The organism is Bradyrhizobium sp. MV1.5 (assembly GCF_055807615.1).
The window spans coordinates 52,552-69,427 of sequence record NZ_JBVVPL010000003.1 but is presented as its reverse complement, the minus strand read 5'-3'; the positions used below and the strand labels follow the sequence as shown (position 1 = coordinate 69,427).

General features: G+C 64.4%; 16 protein-coding genes. 4 read left to right on the top strand and 12 right to left on the bottom strand.

The genetic code is table 11. The features are described from left to right. Positions 1-7 precede the first annotated feature (7 nt). Entirely contained in the window at positions 8-703 is a 696-nt protein-coding gene (locus AC0L2J_RS03935; protein ID WP_007597507.1) for a DUF1013 domain-containing protein, read from the top strand. Positions 704-790: 87 nt separating this feature from the next. On the opposite strand, the gene AC0L2J_RS03930 is transcribed toward AC0L2J_RS03935, so the two are convergent. The 5 genes from AC0L2J_RS03930 to AC0L2J_RS03910 form a co-directional block, all read right to left on the bottom strand. After that, a complete protein-coding gene (locus AC0L2J_RS03930) occupies positions 791-1,537 on the bottom strand; it encodes an OmpW/AlkL family protein (RefSeq protein ID WP_473387325.1) in 747 nt (248 codons plus the stop codon). Positions 1,538-1,700: 163 nt separating this feature from the next. Beyond that, positions 1,701-1,961, bottom strand: coding sequence for a hypothetical protein (locus AC0L2J_RS03925; RefSeq protein WP_007597509.1), 261 nt, complete (start codon positions 1,959-1,961; stop codon positions 1,701-1,703). Positions 1,962-2,130: 169 nt separating this feature from the next. Further along, a complete protein-coding gene (locus AC0L2J_RS03920; protein WP_473387323.1) occupies positions 2,131-4,065 on the bottom strand; it encodes a propionyl-CoA synthetase in 1,935 nt (644 codons plus the stop codon). A gap of 144 nt (positions 4,066-4,209) precedes the next feature. After that, positions 4,210-5,595 (bottom strand): tetratricopeptide repeat protein, encoded by a 1,386-nt coding sequence (locus AC0L2J_RS03915; RefSeq protein ID WP_473387321.1) that lies wholly within the window; start codon positions 5,593-5,595, stop codon positions 4,210-4,212. 145 nt (positions 5,596-5,740) lie between these two features. After that, positions 5,741-6,499 (bottom strand): tetratricopeptide repeat protein, encoded by a 759-nt coding sequence (locus AC0L2J_RS03910; protein WP_473387319.1) that lies wholly within the window; start codon positions 6,497-6,499, stop codon positions 5,741-5,743. Positions 6,500-6,594: 95 nt separating this feature from the next. Between AC0L2J_RS03910 and AC0L2J_RS03905 the strand changes: the two genes are divergently transcribed. Together AC0L2J_RS03905 and AC0L2J_RS03900 are read left to right on the top strand one after the other, a co-directional pair. After that, on the top strand, positions 6,595-8,172 hold the full coding sequence (locus AC0L2J_RS03905; protein WP_473387317.1) for a cation:proton antiporter: 1,578 nt from the start codon (positions 6,595-6,597) through the stop codon (positions 8,170-8,172). Positions 8,173-8,250: 78 nt separating this feature from the next. Next, positions 8,251-9,021, top strand: coding sequence for a hypothetical protein (locus AC0L2J_RS03900; RefSeq protein WP_007615402.1), 771 nt, complete (start codon positions 8,251-8,253; stop codon positions 9,019-9,021). 132 nt (positions 9,022-9,153) lie between these two features. Here the strand turns inward: AC0L2J_RS03900 and AC0L2J_RS03895 are convergent, their stop codons facing one another. From AC0L2J_RS03895 to AC0L2J_RS03875, 5 genes are all read right to left on the bottom strand, one after another. Next, positions 9,154-9,960, bottom strand: coding sequence for an SDR family NAD(P)-dependent oxidoreductase (locus AC0L2J_RS03895; protein ID WP_473387313.1), 807 nt, complete (start codon positions 9,958-9,960; stop codon positions 9,154-9,156). Between the two features lie 94 nt (positions 9,961-10,054). Further along, the gene (locus AC0L2J_RS03890) at positions 10,055-10,468 is read right to left on the bottom strand and encodes a DUF1850 domain-containing protein (protein ID WP_473387553.1); all 414 of its coding nucleotides are present in this window, start codon (positions 10,466-10,468) and stop codon (positions 10,055-10,057) included. Beyond that, entirely contained in the window at positions 10,429-12,540 is a 2,112-nt protein-coding gene (locus AC0L2J_RS03885) for a TRAP transporter permease (protein ID WP_473247389.1), read from the bottom strand. The genes AC0L2J_RS03890 and AC0L2J_RS03885 overlap by 40 nt, the downstream gene beginning before the upstream one ends. A gap of 162 nt (positions 12,541-12,702) precedes the next feature. Then, entirely contained in the window at positions 12,703-13,650 is a 948-nt protein-coding gene (locus tag AC0L2J_RS03880) for a TAXI family TRAP transporter solute-binding subunit (protein WP_007615411.1), read from the bottom strand. Between the two features lie 163 nt (positions 13,651-13,813). Next, positions 13,814-14,293 (bottom strand): hypothetical protein, encoded by a 480-nt coding sequence (locus tag AC0L2J_RS03875; protein WP_007615413.1) that lies wholly within the window; start codon positions 14,291-14,293, stop codon positions 13,814-13,816. A 194-nt stretch (positions 14,294-14,487) separates the two neighbouring features. On the opposite strand from AC0L2J_RS03875, the gene AC0L2J_RS03870 reads away from it, so the two are divergent. Further along, positions 14,488-14,790, top strand: a complete 303-nt coding sequence (locus AC0L2J_RS03870; RefSeq protein WP_007615414.1) for a hypothetical protein — start codon at positions 14,488-14,490, stop codon at positions 14,788-14,790. 171 nt (positions 14,791-14,961) lie between these two features. Here the strand turns inward: AC0L2J_RS03870 and AC0L2J_RS03865 are convergent, their stop codons facing one another. Both AC0L2J_RS03865 and AC0L2J_RS03860 read right to left on the bottom strand, forming a co-directional pair. Continuing rightward, positions 14,962-16,176, bottom strand: a complete 1,215-nt coding sequence (locus tag AC0L2J_RS03865) for a hypothetical protein (RefSeq protein ID WP_473387310.1) — start codon at positions 16,174-16,176, stop codon at positions 14,962-14,964. Between the two features lie 70 nt (positions 16,177-16,246). Beyond that, positions 16,247-16,876, bottom strand: a complete 630-nt coding sequence (locus AC0L2J_RS03860; RefSeq protein ID WP_473387308.1) for an NUDIX hydrolase — start codon at positions 16,874-16,876, stop codon at positions 16,247-16,249.

Genomic DNA, 16,876 nt, shown 5'->3' with positions numbered 1-16,876 from the left:
ATTTGCCATGAGCAACGCACCTCTGATGCCCAAGGCGACCGCCGTCTGGCTGCTCGACAACACCGCGCTGACCTTCGATCAGGTCGCCGATTTCACCAAAATGCACCCCCTCGAGGTGCGCGCGATCGCCGATGGCGACGCCGCCCAGGGCATCAAGGGCATGGATCCCCTTTCCAATGGCCAGCTGACCCGCGAGGAGATCGAGAAGGGAGAGAACAACCCGGACTACCGGCTCCGCCTCCAGGAGAGCAAGGTGGTGCTGCCGCCGCAGCCCAAGCGCAAGGGCCCGCGTTACACCCCGGTCTCGCGCCGCCACGAGCGCCCGAGCGCCATCCTCTGGCTACTGCGCAACCATCCCGAGCTCAAGGACGCCCAGATCATGCGCCTGGTCGGCACGACCAAGAGCACGATCGCCAGTGTCCGCGATCGCACCCACTGGAACACCTCCCAGCTGACGCCGATTGATCCCGTCACCCTCGGCCTCTGCTCGCAGATCGAGCTCGATTTCGAGGTCGCCCGCGCAGCCAAGGAAAAGCCGATCGACGCAGCCTATGGCGGCGCCACCCTGCTGCCGGCCTCCGAAACCACCAAGAAGGACGAGTACGAACCCGCGGAGAGATCCAGCGACGATCTCAACGTCGATGCCGTGTTCGCCAAGCTGAAGACGCTCGGTGGCAAGAAGCAGGACCAGGAGGAGGAGTAATCCTTCGTTCCCGTTGGTCATTGAATGGGAATGCGAACGCGGCGGGGCCAAACCCGCCGCGTTTTTGTCTGTAGCTCCCGCCAAACTTCAGAACTTATACGTCACACCACCGCCGACCAGCCACGGGTCAATATGCGCGGTGCCGGTCACCGGCAGACCACTGACCGTCGCCGAATAGTCCGGCCGCAACCAGAGCTTCTTGACGTCGACGTTGAGGCCCCAGTGCCGATCGAGCATGTAGTCGAAGCCGAACTGCACCGCGCCACCGAAGGCGTTGCTGACATGCAGGCTCGTGGTGGTGGCGACGATCGCGGGCGGACCGACGATCGCGGCCGGCGCGTTGGCCGCGGAATTGTTGAAGAACACGGTGTAGTTCACGCCGGCGCCTACATACGGCTTGAACGCGCCGAAATTGTCGAAGTGATATTGCAGGGTCAGCGTCGGCGGCAGCAGCGTGGTCTTGCCGATCGGCAGATTCGCGAGCGAGCCGGTGCCGCTGATCGAATGCCGGGTTACACCGAGGATCAACTCGGCCGCGATGTTCCTGGTGAAGAAATAGCTGATGTCGAGCTCAGGCACGACCTGGTCGCTGATCGAGAGGCCCGAATTCGGCGATGACAGCGACGGAACGCCGGCCACATTGACCGTCGAGCCGCCCGCATCCGGCAACACGCCAAGCACCCGCAAACGCACCATCCAGGGATTGAATGCTTCTACCGGCGGCGGCGCCTTTTTGTAGAGCGGCAAATCGGCGGCCTGTGCCGAGGCAAAAGCCCCCGCCAGCGCCGCACCCAGCGCCGCGAGCCGCGCCATGTTTCTTATCATTCCGTCCATTGCATTCCCCTTCGGCCATGTGCGCGCTTCGTTGCGCGACATCAGCGTCAGAGCAGAAAGCCAATGGTGAAGGATTTGATGCCGATCAAATCAGGACAAATGCGATTGCGATTTGGCTGCGGCGTTGCAGATGTGTCGCGGCAGGATACTGCTGCAGCTTACATCATGGCCGGTCCGGATGGTTCAGCATGTATTCGCCGAGGTCGCGCTGGCGGCGGTCGGCGCGGGTGGTCGCAGCGCTGCGCTGGACGTCGCGGTCCTTGCGGCAGGCCACGTATTCGGGCGAACCGGCAGCATAGCCGCGGCTCTGGCAGACCGCGTCGTCATCATCGCCGCCCATTGCCACCGGCGTCTGGTAGCGCGCGGAGCAGGCGGAGAGAATGAGGCCCGCAAATGCAATCGCTAGAAACGGCTTCGAATTCATGGCAGGCCCTTCATCCCTCATGGTGAGGAGCCCGCGTAGCGGGCGTCTCGAACCATGCAGGCCAAGCTGCAGCAGCAGGCCTTTCATCCTTCGAGACGCGCGCCAGGCGCGCTCCTCAGGATGAGGATTGAGCGGAAAAATGCGGCCTATTCAAGCCCCATTGCAAACCTCACACCCGCCCCTTCAGCGCGTCGCCGATCTCGTCGAGCACCTTGGGGTCCTCGATCGTCGCCGGCATGGTCCAGGCTTCACCATCTGCGATCTTCTTGATGGTGCCGCGCAAGATCTTTCCGGAGCGCGTCTTGGGCAGGCGGCCGACGGTGATGGCGAGCTTGAACGCGGCAACGGGGCCGAGCTTGTCGCGCACCAGCGCGATGATCTCCTTCTCGATCTCGGCGGGGGCCCGCTTCACACCCGCCTTGAGCACCAGGAAGCCGCAGGGGACCTCGCCCTTGATTGCGTCCTTGACGCCGAGCACGGCGCATTCGGCGACATCGGCATGCGAAGCCAGGATCTCCTCCATTCCGCCGGTGGAGAGCCGATGGCCGGCGACGTTGATGATGTCGTCGGTGCGGCCCATGACGAAGACATAGCCGTCTTCGTCCTTGTAGCCGGCGTCCGACGTTTTGTAGTAGCCGGGGAATTCGGTGAGATAGGCTTCCTTGAAACGTTCGTCCTGATTCCACAATGTCGGCAGGCAGCCCGGCGGCATCGGAAGCTTGATGACGATCGAGCCCATGGTGTTCGGGCCGACCGGCTTTGCCGCTTCGTCGACCACGTCGACCTGATAGCCCGGCATCGGCACCGTCGGCGAGCCATGCTTCACCGGCAGCTGGCCTAAGCCGACCGGATTGCCGGCGATGCACCAGCCGGTCTCGGTCTGCCACCAATGGTCGATGACCGGCACTTTCAACTGCTGCTCCGCCCATTCCACCGTCGGCGGATCGGCGCGCTCGCCGGCCAGGAACAGCGTACGGAAGGTCGAGAGGTCGTATTGCCGGATGAATTTTCCTTCCGGATCTTCTTTCCGGATCGCGCGGAACGCGGTCGGCGCAGTGAAGAAGGCGACAGCCTGATGCTCGCTGATCACGCGCCAGAACGCGCCGGCATCGGGCGTGCCGACCGGCTTGCCCTCATACATGATCGAGGTCGCGCCGTGCAGCAGCGGGCCGTAGACGATGTAGCTGTGGCCGACCACCCAGCCGATGTCGGAGCCGCACCACCAGACCTCGCCCGGCTTGACGCCATAAAGGTTGAACATGGACCATTTCACCGCGACGAGATGGCCGCCATTGTCGCGCACGACGCCCTTGGGAATGCCGGTCGTGCCTGACGTATAGAGGATGTAGAGCGGATCGGTGGCGGCGACGGGCACGCAAGGCGCCTGCTTGCCGTCGTTCATCGCCTTGCGGCGCAGGCCCGCCCAATCATAGTCGCGGCCGGGCGTGAGGGCGCAGACGAGCTGCGGACGTTGCAGCACGATGCAGGCCTTCGGCTTTGCGCCCGCAAGCCTGATCGCCTCGTCGAGCAGCGGCTTGTACTGCACGATCCGGCCGGGCTCGATGCCGCAGCTCGCCGACAGGATCAGCTTTGGCTGCGCATCGTCGATGCGGGTGGCGAGCTCTTTCGCGGCAAAGCCGCCGAACACCACGGAGTGCACCGCGCCGATGCGCGCGCAGGCGAGCATCGCGACGACGGCCTCCGGGACCATCGGCATATAGAGGATGACTCGATCGCCCTTGGCGACACCGAAATCCTGCATGATGGCGGCGAGCGCCTGCACTTCGGCCAGCAGTTCGGCGTAGGTGAATTTGGTGACGCTATTTGCCAGCGGCGAATCATGGATCAGCGCGATCTGGTCGGCGCGGCCGCTTTCGACGTGGCGATCGAGCGCGTTGTAGCAGGTGTTGACCACGCCACCGCTGAACCAGCGGCCGTAGACGCCCTGCGAGGGGTCGAAGATCTTTTTCGGTGGCTCGATCCAGTCGATCTCCTTGGCCGCCTCGGCCCAAAAGCCCTCAGGGTCGGACAGCGAGCGCGCATAAACCTCGTGATAGAGGCTCTTTCCGTCGACGTTTCCTTGGACGTTTCCTTGGACGTTCATTCCGGCGCTCCCGTTCCCTTTATTCGCCTAGCCTAGACCTTGTGGCAGGACAAACGTCCCGCCATGACAGGGATCAAGTACCGGCCATGTTTGAGGGGTATTTTCCCGGGAACGGGCCGCGGTTCAAGCTGAAAAGAACAATGCTCAGCTATCCATCGCATTCAGCCGCTGCAGCCGCTCCTGCATGACCTTCTTCAGATCATAGCCCGGGCGGCCGAAGCTCGTATTGCGGGTGGCGAGGAAATCGCGCTGGGTGCGACGGAGGTCGCCGGCCGAGCGGGACCCGGCCGACTTCAGCACGCGCTCGTAGGTCTCGGCGATCTGGCGATCGAGGACACCCAGCTGCGGATCGGCACAAATCACCTTCTCGACCTCGCGCTTCGCAGTGGCACAATCGAACGACGGGCCATTGCCGGAATTCGCCGCGAGCGGCCGCAGCGGCTCGCCGCCGAATTTCGCGATCTCCGCGATCATGGCGCGGCGGCCGGCGGCGGCGTTGTCGTTGCCGGGATCGAGCCGCAGCGCGGTCTCGTAGTCGGCCAGGGCCTTCTTGCGCTCGCCCATCTTCTTGTAGAGCACGGCGCGATTGTTGTAGGTCTGCGCGAAATTCGGATCGAGTTTCAGCGCGGCCTGGTAATCGCTCAGAGCCGCGCCAAGCTCGCCCTTGAGGTGGTAGGAGTCGCCGCGGTTGGTGAAGAAATTCGGCCGCGGCGCCAGCCGCAGCGCCTGATCGTAATCGGCAATCGCCTTGTCGTACTCGCCCATCGCGGCTAGCGACAGCCCGCGATTGTCGTAATATTCGGGTACCTTCGGATCGAGCCTGATCGCCTCGCCGTCGTCGGAAACCGCCTTGTCGAGCTGGCCGAGCTTCTTGTAGGCGGCGCCACGATTGGTGTAGCTGCGCGGCCGGTTCGGATCGAGCCGCAACGCCTCGCTGAGATCGCGGATCGCCTTCTCGTTGTCGCCTCCGAGATAATAGGTCACGCCGCGGTCGGACCAGGCCTGTGCATTGTCAGGCTTCAGCTTGATCGCCTGGTCGTAATCGGCGAGCGCACGGTCGAGCCGGCGCTGGTTCGTGTAGACGACGCCGCGCAGCTCGTAGGACTCCGAATCCTGCGGATCGAGCTCGATGGCCTTGCTGAGGTCCGCCGCGGCGCGGTTGAGATCGCCGCCGGCTTCGCGCAGAAGATCGCCGCGCAGGCGCCAGGCTTTTGCGTTTTTGCCATCGAGCGCAATCGCGCGGTCGATGTCCCGCAGCGCCTGCGTGAGGCCGCCCGAGGTCCGCGCATTGGCGTCGGCGCGCACCAGCAATGCCGCGGCGCGATCGGAGGATGGATTTGAGGCTTGGTCCACAATGGCGCTGCAGGCCGGGATCAGCTCAGCCGGGGCGGCCTTGCTCCCCATCACGCAATCGACGCCGGCCAAGGCAGGGGCGACGAGGACGACGCTCATTGCCGCGCTGAGCAGGAGCGAGCGAAACGAGATTTTTGCTAACGAAAACATTTGCGCGGAAGGATGCGTGCCGCACATGGCATCGGCTCCGGGACATCAGGCTTTCACCATTGTCGCGGCCGGGAAGCGATGGGTTCAAAATTGAGCCAGCCAGGGGCGCACCAGCGCCCTTCTCACGAGAAGTCGTCATGCCCAGGCTTGAGGTTGTGGAGGCCTTAAGGCCTCAATACCCGTCCACTCCGTTCAGCCGCTGCAGCCGCTCCTGCATCGCCTTCTTCAGATCGTAGCCGGGCCGGCCATATCCGGCATTGCGGCGGGCGATGAAATCGTCCTGCTCGCGCTGAAACGCCTTCGCTTCGCCCGCATTGCGCGCTTCGCGCAACACGCGCGCGTTGGCGGCAAAGACCTCGCGGTCGAGGTCAGCGAGCTCGCGGTTGGCACAGATTGCCTTCTCGATGGGGCGGCGGGCCCCTCTGCAATTGAAGCTGGGCTTGCCCGCGACCGCCATCTGCGCGCCGATCCGCTCGATCTCGCGCGCCATCGCCTTGTGATTGACTTTGGCCTTCTCGTGGTTCGGATCGATCTTCAATGCCGCGCCGAAATCCTGCACCGCCTTGGGCTTGTCGCCCTTCCTCAGCCAGAGCTCGCCCCGTGCGTTGAAAATATCGGCGAGACCGGAATCGAGCTCCAGGGCGCGGCTGTCGTCGCCGATCGCGCGGTCGACCTGATCATGCCGAGCAAACAGCGCGCCGCGCGCGATCAGCGCCTTGATCAGGTCGCCTTTCGCCGTCTTCTCGTTGTCGATCACGGCGGCGCAGGCCGTGACGGCCGTGTCAATATCGTCGGTTGCGGCAGCCGCGAGGCACGGCGCGATGTCGACCTGCGGGACCGCGGCCGGTTCGCCGCCGGTCGCGGCATGAGCCACGACGAACGAAAGCGCGAAGAGCACCGCGGCGCCGGACCATTGAATGAGAAAACGCATGCTCGTCACAGTCGGAAAGTCTTGAGTTAAGGTCCGGGTTGAGGTCTTGCCTTGGGGCCGCACTATCCATCATACGGCCGGATTGGTGCTAGCTTGTGGCGCCGCTCAAATCGGTTTCGGGGATCAAGGTGTCGACATTCGAATGGATCATCGTGCTTCTGCTCGGCGCCGTTGCATTATCGGCGCTGGCGCGGCGGATCAAGGTCCCCTATCCGACCTTTCTCGCGATTGGGGGCGCGCTGATCGCCTTTGTGCCCTCGAGCCCGTCCTGGACGCTGGAGCCCGACCTGGCACTGGCTCTTTTTGTCGCACCGGTCCTGCTCGATGCCGCATTCGACACCTCGCTGCGCGATCTCCGCAACAATTGGGTTCCGGTCTCCACTCTGGTGGTCGCCGCCGTCGGCCTGACCACGGTCGCTGTGGCCTACGCAGCGCACCGGCTGATGCCTGACATGCCCTGGGCCGCCGCGGTTGCGCTCGGCGCCATCGTCGCCCCGCCGGACGCGGCCGCCGCGGTCGCGATCCTGAGCCAGGTGAAACTGCCCTACCGCATGGTCAAGGTCCTGGAAGGCGAAAGCCTGCTCAACGATGCGACCGCGCTTTTGATCTATCGCATCGCCGTTGGCGCGGTCGCCACGGAACATTTGACATGGAATCAGGTCGCGCCGACCATGGCGCTGGCGCTGGTCGGCAGCGTCGTCGCGGGGCTGGTCGCTGGCCGCATCATCCCGCTGTTCATGGAACGCGTGAAGGAAGCGCCGAGCGCGATCATCGTACAGTTCGCCACCACCTTCATGGTCTGGATTGCCGCCGAGCATCTCGGTCTCTCCGGCATCCTCACCATTGTGGTCTACGCCATCACCATCGCTCGCACGGCGGGGGCACGCATGCCTGCGCGGCTGCGGGTACCTTCCTATGCGGTATGGGAGACCATGGTGTTCGTGCTCAACGTGCTCGCCTTCATGCTGATCGGCATGCAGATGCGGCCGATCTGGACACGGCTGAACGCGGACGTGCGCTGGGAGTATTGCGTGGCCGCGGCCTGGATCCTGCTCACCGTGGTCCTGGTCCGGCTGGCCTGGATCACGTTCTACCGGACGACGCTGCGCACGCTGGTGGCGCACGGGATCTATCACCCCAAGGACCCGAAGCAGGTCGCCTCGGCCAAGGGCGGCCTCATCATCTCCTGGTGCGGCATGCGCGGCCTCGTCACGCTCGCCACCGCCTTTGCCTTGCCGGAAAACTTTCCGCATCGTGACTTCATCGTCTTCTCGGCGTTCGCGGTCGTGCTCGGCACGCTGGTCGTGCAGGGTCTGACGCTGCGGCCGCTGATCCTGGCGTTCAGCCTCAAGGACGACGATCCCGTCGGCATCGAGGTCGCGCGCGCCCGCGCCGTCGCCTATCGCGCGGCGCTCGACGCGATCGAGGACGATCCGTCCGAGGAGGCCGAAATCCTGCGGCTCGAATATCGCGCCATCCTGATGCAGGCCGACGACGATCCCCATGGCGGCATCACCAACGGCGAATTGCCGGCCGATCCGCTGCGCCGCCGCGCCATTGAGGCCGCGCGCAAGTCGATCTTCGACCTCCGGGCAACCGAGGTGATCGGCGACGATGCGTTCCACAGGGTTGAGGAGGAGCTCGATCGCGCGGAATTGAGCGCGGGGGGTTAAATCCCCGTCCCCGACAAGAGCCCTGCACAGGTGGCTAGGGCTTTTGAACCAAACGCCGCCTCTCCAGACTCATCCCTCATGACGACCCTGATCGACGACCGTCGTGTGCGCGCGCGAGATGCGTCGCCCGCACGATATTTCTATCTCCACATGGCACTGGCCTGCGCGGCCACCGCCTTTCTCGGCTTCGCACCGACCTATTTTGTGCCGCTCGCCAACCGGACATTGTCCGCAAGCCCCGTCATTCATTTCCACGGCCTGTTGTTCTTCACGTGGTCACTCTATTTCGTGATCCAGACCTGGCTCGCCGCCTCAGGCCGCGTGGTCAATCACCGTGCGCTCGGCATCGCCGGCGTTTCGCTCGCGACCGCGATGACGATCTTCGGCTTCCTCGCCTCCGTCCATGTCATGCAGCATTCCGCGGCGCTCGGACAGAAAGAGGCCGGCATCGCCTTCTCGATCGTGCCGATGAGCGGGATCGCGTTCTTCGCAATGGTGTTCGTGCTCGCGATCATGAACACGCGAAAGCCCGAGATTCACAAACGCCTGATGCTGCTCGCGGCGGTCTCCATCCTCGATGCCGCGATCGCGCGCTGGTTTCTCACTTTCCTCGCGCCTCCGGGACCGCCCGGGCCGCCGCCGGTGCCCGTCACCATAGCGCCTGCGATGGTCGCCTCGCTGCTGCTCGTCGTTGCCATGGTACGCGACTGGCGCACCGAAGGCCGGGTGCACCCGGTCTACATCGCCGGCATACTCGCGATGCTGGCGGTGAAGGTGCTGAACTGGCCGGTCAGCGAGACCGCGGCGTGGCATTCGTTTGCCGGCGGGATTCTGGCGCTGGCGCAGTAATGTCGTCCTGGCGAAAGCCAGGACCCATCACCCCGAATGCGAATTGTTGACAGAGGCTGGAGCCGGCAGCCTTCGCCAAACCGAGCCTTGTGGTAATGGGCCCTGGCTTTCGCCAGGGCGACGAGCAAGGAGCTACGCCCCTGCCTTGCACGTGATCCCGCCGTCCACCACGAGCTCGATCCCCGTCACATATTTCGCTTCGTCCGAGGCCAGGAACAGCGCGGCGTTGGCGACGTCGAAGGCGTCGCCCATGTGGCCCATCGGCACTTGCGCATCGCGCGCGCGCCACATCGCTTCGACGTCGCCCTTGGCGTAACTGGCGGCGAGACCCGCGGAATGCTCCACCATCGGCGTCTTCATCAGACCGGGCAGGATCGCGTTGACGCGGACATGGTGGCGCGCGAATTCGATCGCAGTGGTGCGCGTCATCTGGTTCATCGCCGCCTTGGAGGTGCCGTAGGTGACGTAGGAGATGCCCATGTGGCGGATCGAGGCGATCGACGAGATGTTGATGATGGAGCCGCCGCCCTGCTTCACCATCACGGGGATGACGTGCTTCATGGCGAAGTAGGCGCTCTTGAGATTGACGCTGAAGACGCGGTCCCAGCTCTCCTCGGTCACTTCGACAACGCTGCCCATCTCGGCGATGCCGACATTGTTGTCGAGCACGTCGATGCGGCCATAGGCCTTCAGGCACGCCGCGACCATCGCCTCGACCTCGCTCGCGCGAGATACGTCAGCAGTGAAGGCAGTCGCCTTGCCGCCTTCGCCGGTGATGATCTTCGCGGTCTCCTCGGCGGCCGCGCCGTTGCGATCGACGCAAAACACCTGTGCACCCTCGCGCGCAAACGTCACCGCGGTGGCCTTGCCGTTGCCCCAACCGGGTCCGATCGAACCGGCGCCCACCACCATCGCAACCTTGCCCTCGAGCCGACCCATCGCATGTCTCCCGTGTTGTTGTTCTTTGTAGCCCGGATGGAGCGCAGCGTAATCCGGGGCCACTGTTCCCGGATTGCGCTTCGCTCCATCCGGGCTACGGATCGTTGCAGACCTTCATCGTGGTGACGTTAGCACCAATGGGATGACCGACAATCTCGGACAACGTCCGGCACTTGCCGTCATGGCATAGCCGCCATTCGCCAGCCGCGCCTGAATTGCCCAGTACCACCTCCGGCATCGGCGCGCGCGCGGGCCTCCATTGAAACCAGCCGTCGACAAGCCGCGCCTCGGGCGGCGGCTCCATACCCGGGCCGGTGCCCTTGACGCGTGCCTGCACCAGTTCGAGCCCGGCGGGGGTGACGCGCCAGTCTTCCTGCCAGTCGATCTTCGCGATCGAATGCGTCCACACCAGCGTGAACGCGGACAGCGCCAGCGCCTTCACGCCTGAAGCTGTGACGAAGCAGAGGCTCACACCGCCTCGACCGGCGCCGGCGGACGCCGCCGCCACTGCCACAGCACGATCGCCGCGGCGAGCAGGAAGCCCGCGGTGTCGCTGAACGGGAAGTCGCCGAGCAGGCACAGCGCGGCGCCAAGCGCAACCACACGTTCGAGGAACGTCAGGCGCGTGAACAGGAATCCGATCGCGACCATGCCGAACAGCGCGATGGCCACCAGGGCCTTCAAGGTCGCCAGCGCCACCGCGCCGTAGAAGCCGAGCTTGGCGGCCATGGGATCGCCGGCCTGCAGCATCAGCGCCGGTGAATAGACGAAGATGAAGGGGATGACGTAGCCGGCGAGCGCGATGCGCATCGCCTCCCAGCCGATCTTGTCCGGATTCTCCTTCGCGATCGGTGCTGCGGCCAACGCTGCCAGCGCTACCGGCGGCGAGAGGTCGGCCATGATGCCGTAATAGAACGCGAACATGTGGCTCGCGATCAGGGGAACGCCGAGTTTCGCCAGCGCGGGCGCTGCGAGCGCTGCCGTGATGATGTAGGTCGGGATGGTCGGGATGCCGGTGCCGAGCAGGATCGACAGCAGCATGGTCATGATCAGCGCCAGGAACAGGCTCTTCTCCCCGAGGCCGATCACCCAGCCGCCGAAGATGGTGCCGACGCCGGTCTGCGACATCATGCCGATGATGACGCCGACGATGGCGCAGGCCATGCCGACGGTGATGGCGGATTTCGCGCTTTCGGCCAGCGCATCGCGGCAGGCGCGCAGGGCGGAAAACCCGCCGCGCACGAACGCAGTGATCACGATCAGCGCGACGACGACGCCTGCGACCGGCACGATCTGAAGACCGTCGCGCGAGAGCGCGGCGACGACGAGCGCGAGCCCGATCCAGAAGATGTAGCGGATGGCCGTCGAAGGCGCGCCCGTCGTGATGGCGGTGCCGAGGATCAGCCCCACCGTGAGCGCGAGCCCCATGCTGCCGGCATAGAGCGGCGTGAAGCCTTCGAACAGCATGTAGACGAGGGCTGCGAGCGGCAGCACCAGGTACCAACCCTTCACCAGCGCCTTCCAGGCGCTCGGGGTCTCCGACTTCTTCATGCCCGTGAGGCCGTGCTTGCCGGCTTCCAGATGCACCATCCAGAAGGCGGAGGCGAAATAGAGCATCGCGGGAATCGCGGCCGCTTTCACGACCTCCGAGTACTGGACGCCGAGCGTCTCCGCCATGATGAAGGCAACCGCGCCCATCACCGGCGGCATGATCTGCCCGCCCATGGAGGCCGTCGCCTCGACGCCGGCCGCGAACGCGCGGCGATAGCCGAACCTGATCATCAGCGGAATCGTGAACTGGCCGACGGTGACGACGTTGGCGACGCCGGAGCCGGAGATCGTGCCCATCATGCCCGAGGCGAACACCGCGACCTTTGCCGGGCCGCCGCGGGTCCTGCCGAATAACCCAAGAGAAACGTCGGTGAAGAGCTGGATCATGCCGGCGCGCTCCAGGAACGAGCCGAACAGGATGAACAGGAAGATGTAGGTCGCCGAGACGTAGATCGGTACACCATAAAAACCTTCGGTACCGAACGACAGATGCGTGACGATCTGGTCGAAATCATAGCCGCGATGGTTGAGCGGCGACGGCAGATACTGGCCGAAGAACCAATAGACGAGACAGGCGCCGCACATCAGCGGGAGCGCCGCGCCCATTAGCCGCCGCGTGCCCTCGAAGATCAGGACGGCGAGCAGCGTGCCGACCACGAGATCGAGGCGCGTCGGATCGCCGTCACGTGCGATCAAATCCGCATAGAAGATCCATTGATAGAGCCCGCACAGAAAGCCCGCGCCGCCGATCAGCCAGCCGATCGCGCGGCCGACATCGCTTTTGGCGGTGAAGTTGCCGATCAGACCGAAGGTGAGGAGAATGAGGAAGCCGACATGGACGCCGCGCACCACCTGGCTCGGCAGATAGTTGAAGGCCGCGACATAAAGCTGGAAGGTCGCGAAGGCGATGCCGATCCAATACGCGAGAGCGCCCCACCAGCCCGGGCCAAAACCTTCCGGAAAACCGTGCTCGAAATTATCGAACTCGACCTTGATGGGCGCTTCGCTGCCCTCTGCCTTCTCGAGCATTTCAACCCATCCCCAATCGTCGAGCGCTTATAGCATTGGCACGGTCCATCCGCGCCGTCATGCCCGGGCTTGTCCCGGGCATCCACGATCTTCCTCGCCTGGCCTTAGAACGTGGATGGCCGGGACAAGCCCGGCCATGACGTCCGATAACGAGGGTCGACCTTACTTGATCAGCCCCTTTTCCTTGTAATAGCGGATCGCGCCGGGGTGCAGCGGAACCGGGCTGCCGGTGGCCGCCGTCTCGAGCTTGATCTCCTTGCCGGCCGCATGCGCGTTGGCGAGCTCGGGCAGCGACTCGTAGACCAGCTTTGTCATTTGATAGGCGAGATCGTCCGACACCGCCGAGCTGGTGACGAGATAGTTGATCACGGCCGCGGTCGGCACGTCCTTGTCCTGCCCGGTATAGGTGTTGGCGGGAATGGTCGCAGCGACGAAGGGCAGGCCGATCTTGTCGACGGTCTCCTTCGGCACCGACACCACCGTGATCGGGCTCGAGGTCGACAGATCCTTCAGCGAGGCCACGCCGAGGCCGGCCGATTGCAGCGTCGCGCCGAGCTGGCGGTTCTTCATGAGATCGACGGATTCGGCAAACGGCAGATACTCGACCTTGCCGAGATCCTTGTAGCTCATGCCGGCTGCCGCCAGGATCGCGCGCGAATTCAGCTCCGTGCCCGATTTCGGCGCGCCGACCGAGAGGCTCTTGCCCTTGAGGTCCGCCAGCGTCTTGATGCCACTCTCGGCGGTCGCGACGATCTGGATGTAATTCGGATAGATCGCGCCGATGGTCCTGAGCTTGTCGAGCTTGGTCTTGAAGCCCGCCTCCTCTTCGCCGTCCCAGGCCGCTTTCAATGAGTCGCCCAGCGTGAACGCCAGCTCGCCGCGACCTTGCTGGAGCAGGATCAGATTCTCGACTGACGCCTTGGTGGCCTGCACCTGCGTCTTCACGTTCGGAATCTTGTCGCCGTAGATCTTCCCGATCGCGACCCCGAGCGGATAGTAGACGCCGGAGGTGCCGCCGGTCAGCACGTTGATGAAGGATTGCGCCTGCGCGCAAGGTGCCGACGCCGCCAGAACAAGAGCCGCGGCCACGCCGAAAATCGTCCGTTTCATGATCTTTCTACTCCCCAAACCGGCCGGGAAGTTGGCCGGATGAGGGGAGCGGGTCAACCCATCCAAAAGTCAAAACAGGACTGCGGTAAATGGCTGTCCTGGCTCGATTTTTGCGGAACCCGGCGGGTGCGGCGAGGTGGCGCAGCCAGATCGGGGCCGCCCCTCACTGGAAGGTCATGTCCAGGCATTTGGAGATGTCGGAGCCGAGGCCGGAGGAGATGATGATGCAGCCGCGGACTTTCTGCGCGCCGACGTCGGCGGCCCAGACCGAGTAGCCACCGGGGCCGAAGAACGAATTGGTGTTCGGAGGCTCGGTCTCGGTGGCGTCGAAATCGTAATGGCCGTCGCTCTCGAAGATGCGCGGCTTCTTGGTGCAGGCACCGTCGGTCTGGACGTTGATGACTTCCTTGTTGTCGCGGGTCAGCGCCAGCGAGACCTGGCAGCGGAAATATTCCGAGGTCTTGGTGTTGAAGAGGTAGGTGTAGGACTTGCAGGTCGCGGTGTTCAGCTTGCCTGGGGCCAGGCCGCGGCTGCACGAAATCCGCTGGTTGTGGCTGAGCTGGTAATCATCGGCCCGGGCGGCCGGCGCAAGCGCCGTCAGCATCAGGCCGGCGGCCCAGCAAGCTTTAATGACGAGGTTCATTCGAATCATCCCCTACCCAATGTTTTTGTCGAATTGCGTTCTAGACGGAAAGCGGAACATAGTCGCGCGGGGACGAAGGGAAAATCACAAACTGCTCGGCAAGACGTGATGCGCTGCGGCGCTTTCGCAAATTGACCTGGAAGCGCCGTTCGTGATTTGTTCAAGCCGGGAGCCTCGATGGGGAGGATAGGGTGATGGCATTTTCGACAAAGACTTTTTTGGTGACGGCCGTGCTCGGCGCGTTCGCGGCGCCCGCATTGGCGCAGACCGCTGCAACACCTTGGGAGCTCAAGCCCGACACCGGCTACGCCTATGACAAGGAGGGCAAGACCTTTTCCTACAAGATGGGCACGAGCAATGCCGGCGAACTTCTGAAGGGTGCCAAAAAGGTGCCGAAGGGCACGCTGTTCTTCCTCGGCCACAACGGTCAGCTCTACATGCGCAGCGGCCCGTACCTGGAAGGCGACGGCAAGTTCAGGTTCGGGTCGGATCAGTAGGGACGGGACGGCAGGCGACGGCGCCACCACGCACTCGGTGTCATCGTCCGCCTTGTGCGCAATTGCGCACTGGGGCGGACGATCCAGTATTCCAGAGGCAGTTGTGCTTGAACCGAGACGCCGCGGCGTACTGGATGCCCCGCTTGCGCGTGGCATGACAGCAACCGTGAACTAAAACGCCCCGGCCAGTTCCCGCGCGCCGGCATTGTTGCTGTTGCTGTCCATCCTCGTGTCCGTCACCGCCAGCAGCTTCGCCACCGTGTTGTGGCGGATCGCGACCGGGTTGCGCTCGTAGCCGCCGCGCTGGAAGAAGTTCGAGGTCGGCACCTGCTCGCGCATTGCCTGCGGCATCGTCACCATGTCGAGGCCGGTGCCGTCGCCAGTGAGGTTCATCATCTCGAGCTCGGCCGCGCTGAGCGGGCGGGTGTAGCCCTTGGCCCGCGCGAACAGCACCGAGGTGAGCAGCTTGTGGGTCTGCAGCATCGGACCGATATCGATGTCGAGCACCATGGCATGCATGGCCCAACCCTGCGCGGTGTTGCCGATCTTCTCGTGCTCCGACCAGGAGTCGGGCACCGACTTGGCATGCGCCACCATTTTCTTCAGAACGGTGAGCTTGTGCTCGAGCGACTGACGCGCCGGACCTGAGGTCCGCGCGACCTTGTCAGAGAGCGCGCGGATGAATTCATGGCCTTGCTCGGCCAGCAGCTCGACGCTGTTGGTCGTCAGCAGCTGGTTGTAGCCCATCGCGGTCGAAATGGCGCGCTTGCCGCCATGCTCGATTCCCGCCTGCACGTCGTAACTGCCGGTGCCGCCGGTCTCGAACGCGTAGACCCGCACCGCCTGCTCGCGCGTCAGCCCCGAGGCCAGCGCATAGCGCGCATAGACGCGCTTGAATTCGACTTCGCTGGACGGCCGCTGCGGCGTGAACTGATAGAGTTCCTGCGCCGCGCGCAGCAGATCGGCGACCACGGGGATCGGCTTTCTCGTCGGACGGTCCGGGCTTTCCTCCGGCTCCGGATTCACCGGCCGTTTCGGGCCGCTATAGAGCGGCGGATGCTCCAGCACGTAATCGTCCAGCGTGATCTGCTGACCGCTGCGCCGCTTGGCGTTGCGACCTTTCCGCTTCTCGGAGATCTGGCTCCAGTAGGCGCCGGCTTCCTGGTCGAAGGCGGCACGTGCCGCCTGATATTCCGCAAGCTTGCGACGATATTCGAGCACGGCCGGTGACGCGCCACCTTGCGCGAAAAACTGCGACAACAGCTGGGCTTTGGCATTGCGGACGGCCGGCGGCAGCGCGTCGGATTCGCCACCGCGCGCGGCAGGCGCGAGCAGGACGAGCGCGAGTGGAACCAGTCTCACGGCATTTCGAATCGATCGATGCATGCTGCCCTCTTAGCAGGCATCCGGTAACTGTCACGTTAACGCGCCGTTTACCTCTTTTTCGCCTATCGCGTCACTTCCAGGCGAATACCGGCTGTTCCAGCTCGGTGACGCGGGTGTGCCGTCCTGCCAGCACTTCGCGGAACTGGTAGATCAGCGCCGCCGTCGGTGCGTGGATCAAGCTCGACTGATGATGGAAGCGGATCACACGGCGCGTGCTCTCGGGGATCCCGACGAAATCGAACGCATCTTCGCGCTCGACCGTCGCGAGCGCGATGCGATGGACGGAGGCGACCTCGTCCGGGTTTGGTTTGATCGCGGCACTATCGGCGGCCCACACCACGACCGGCGTGATCAGATAGCCGGAGCGGGTCGGATAATCATCGAGCGTGCCGAGCACCTCCGCGCCGGTGAGACGCAGGCCAAGCTCCTCGTCGAGCTCGCGTAGCGCCGCCTCGACCGGCGTCTCACCGGCATCGCAGCGTCCGCCGGGCAAGGCCCATTGACCGCGATGGGCGCGCAGATGCGATGCGCGCAGCGTGAGCAGCAACGCCGTGTCGTCGTTCTCGCTGGCCGCAGTCAGCGCAACTGCCACCGCAGCGCGCTTCAACGCCGCCGGCGCCTCGTCCTCCGCCAGCCGCGTGAAGGCCGCGCAGGCGGCCGCGATATTCCGCCGTGTGGCATCGTCGAACGGTCTCATCAT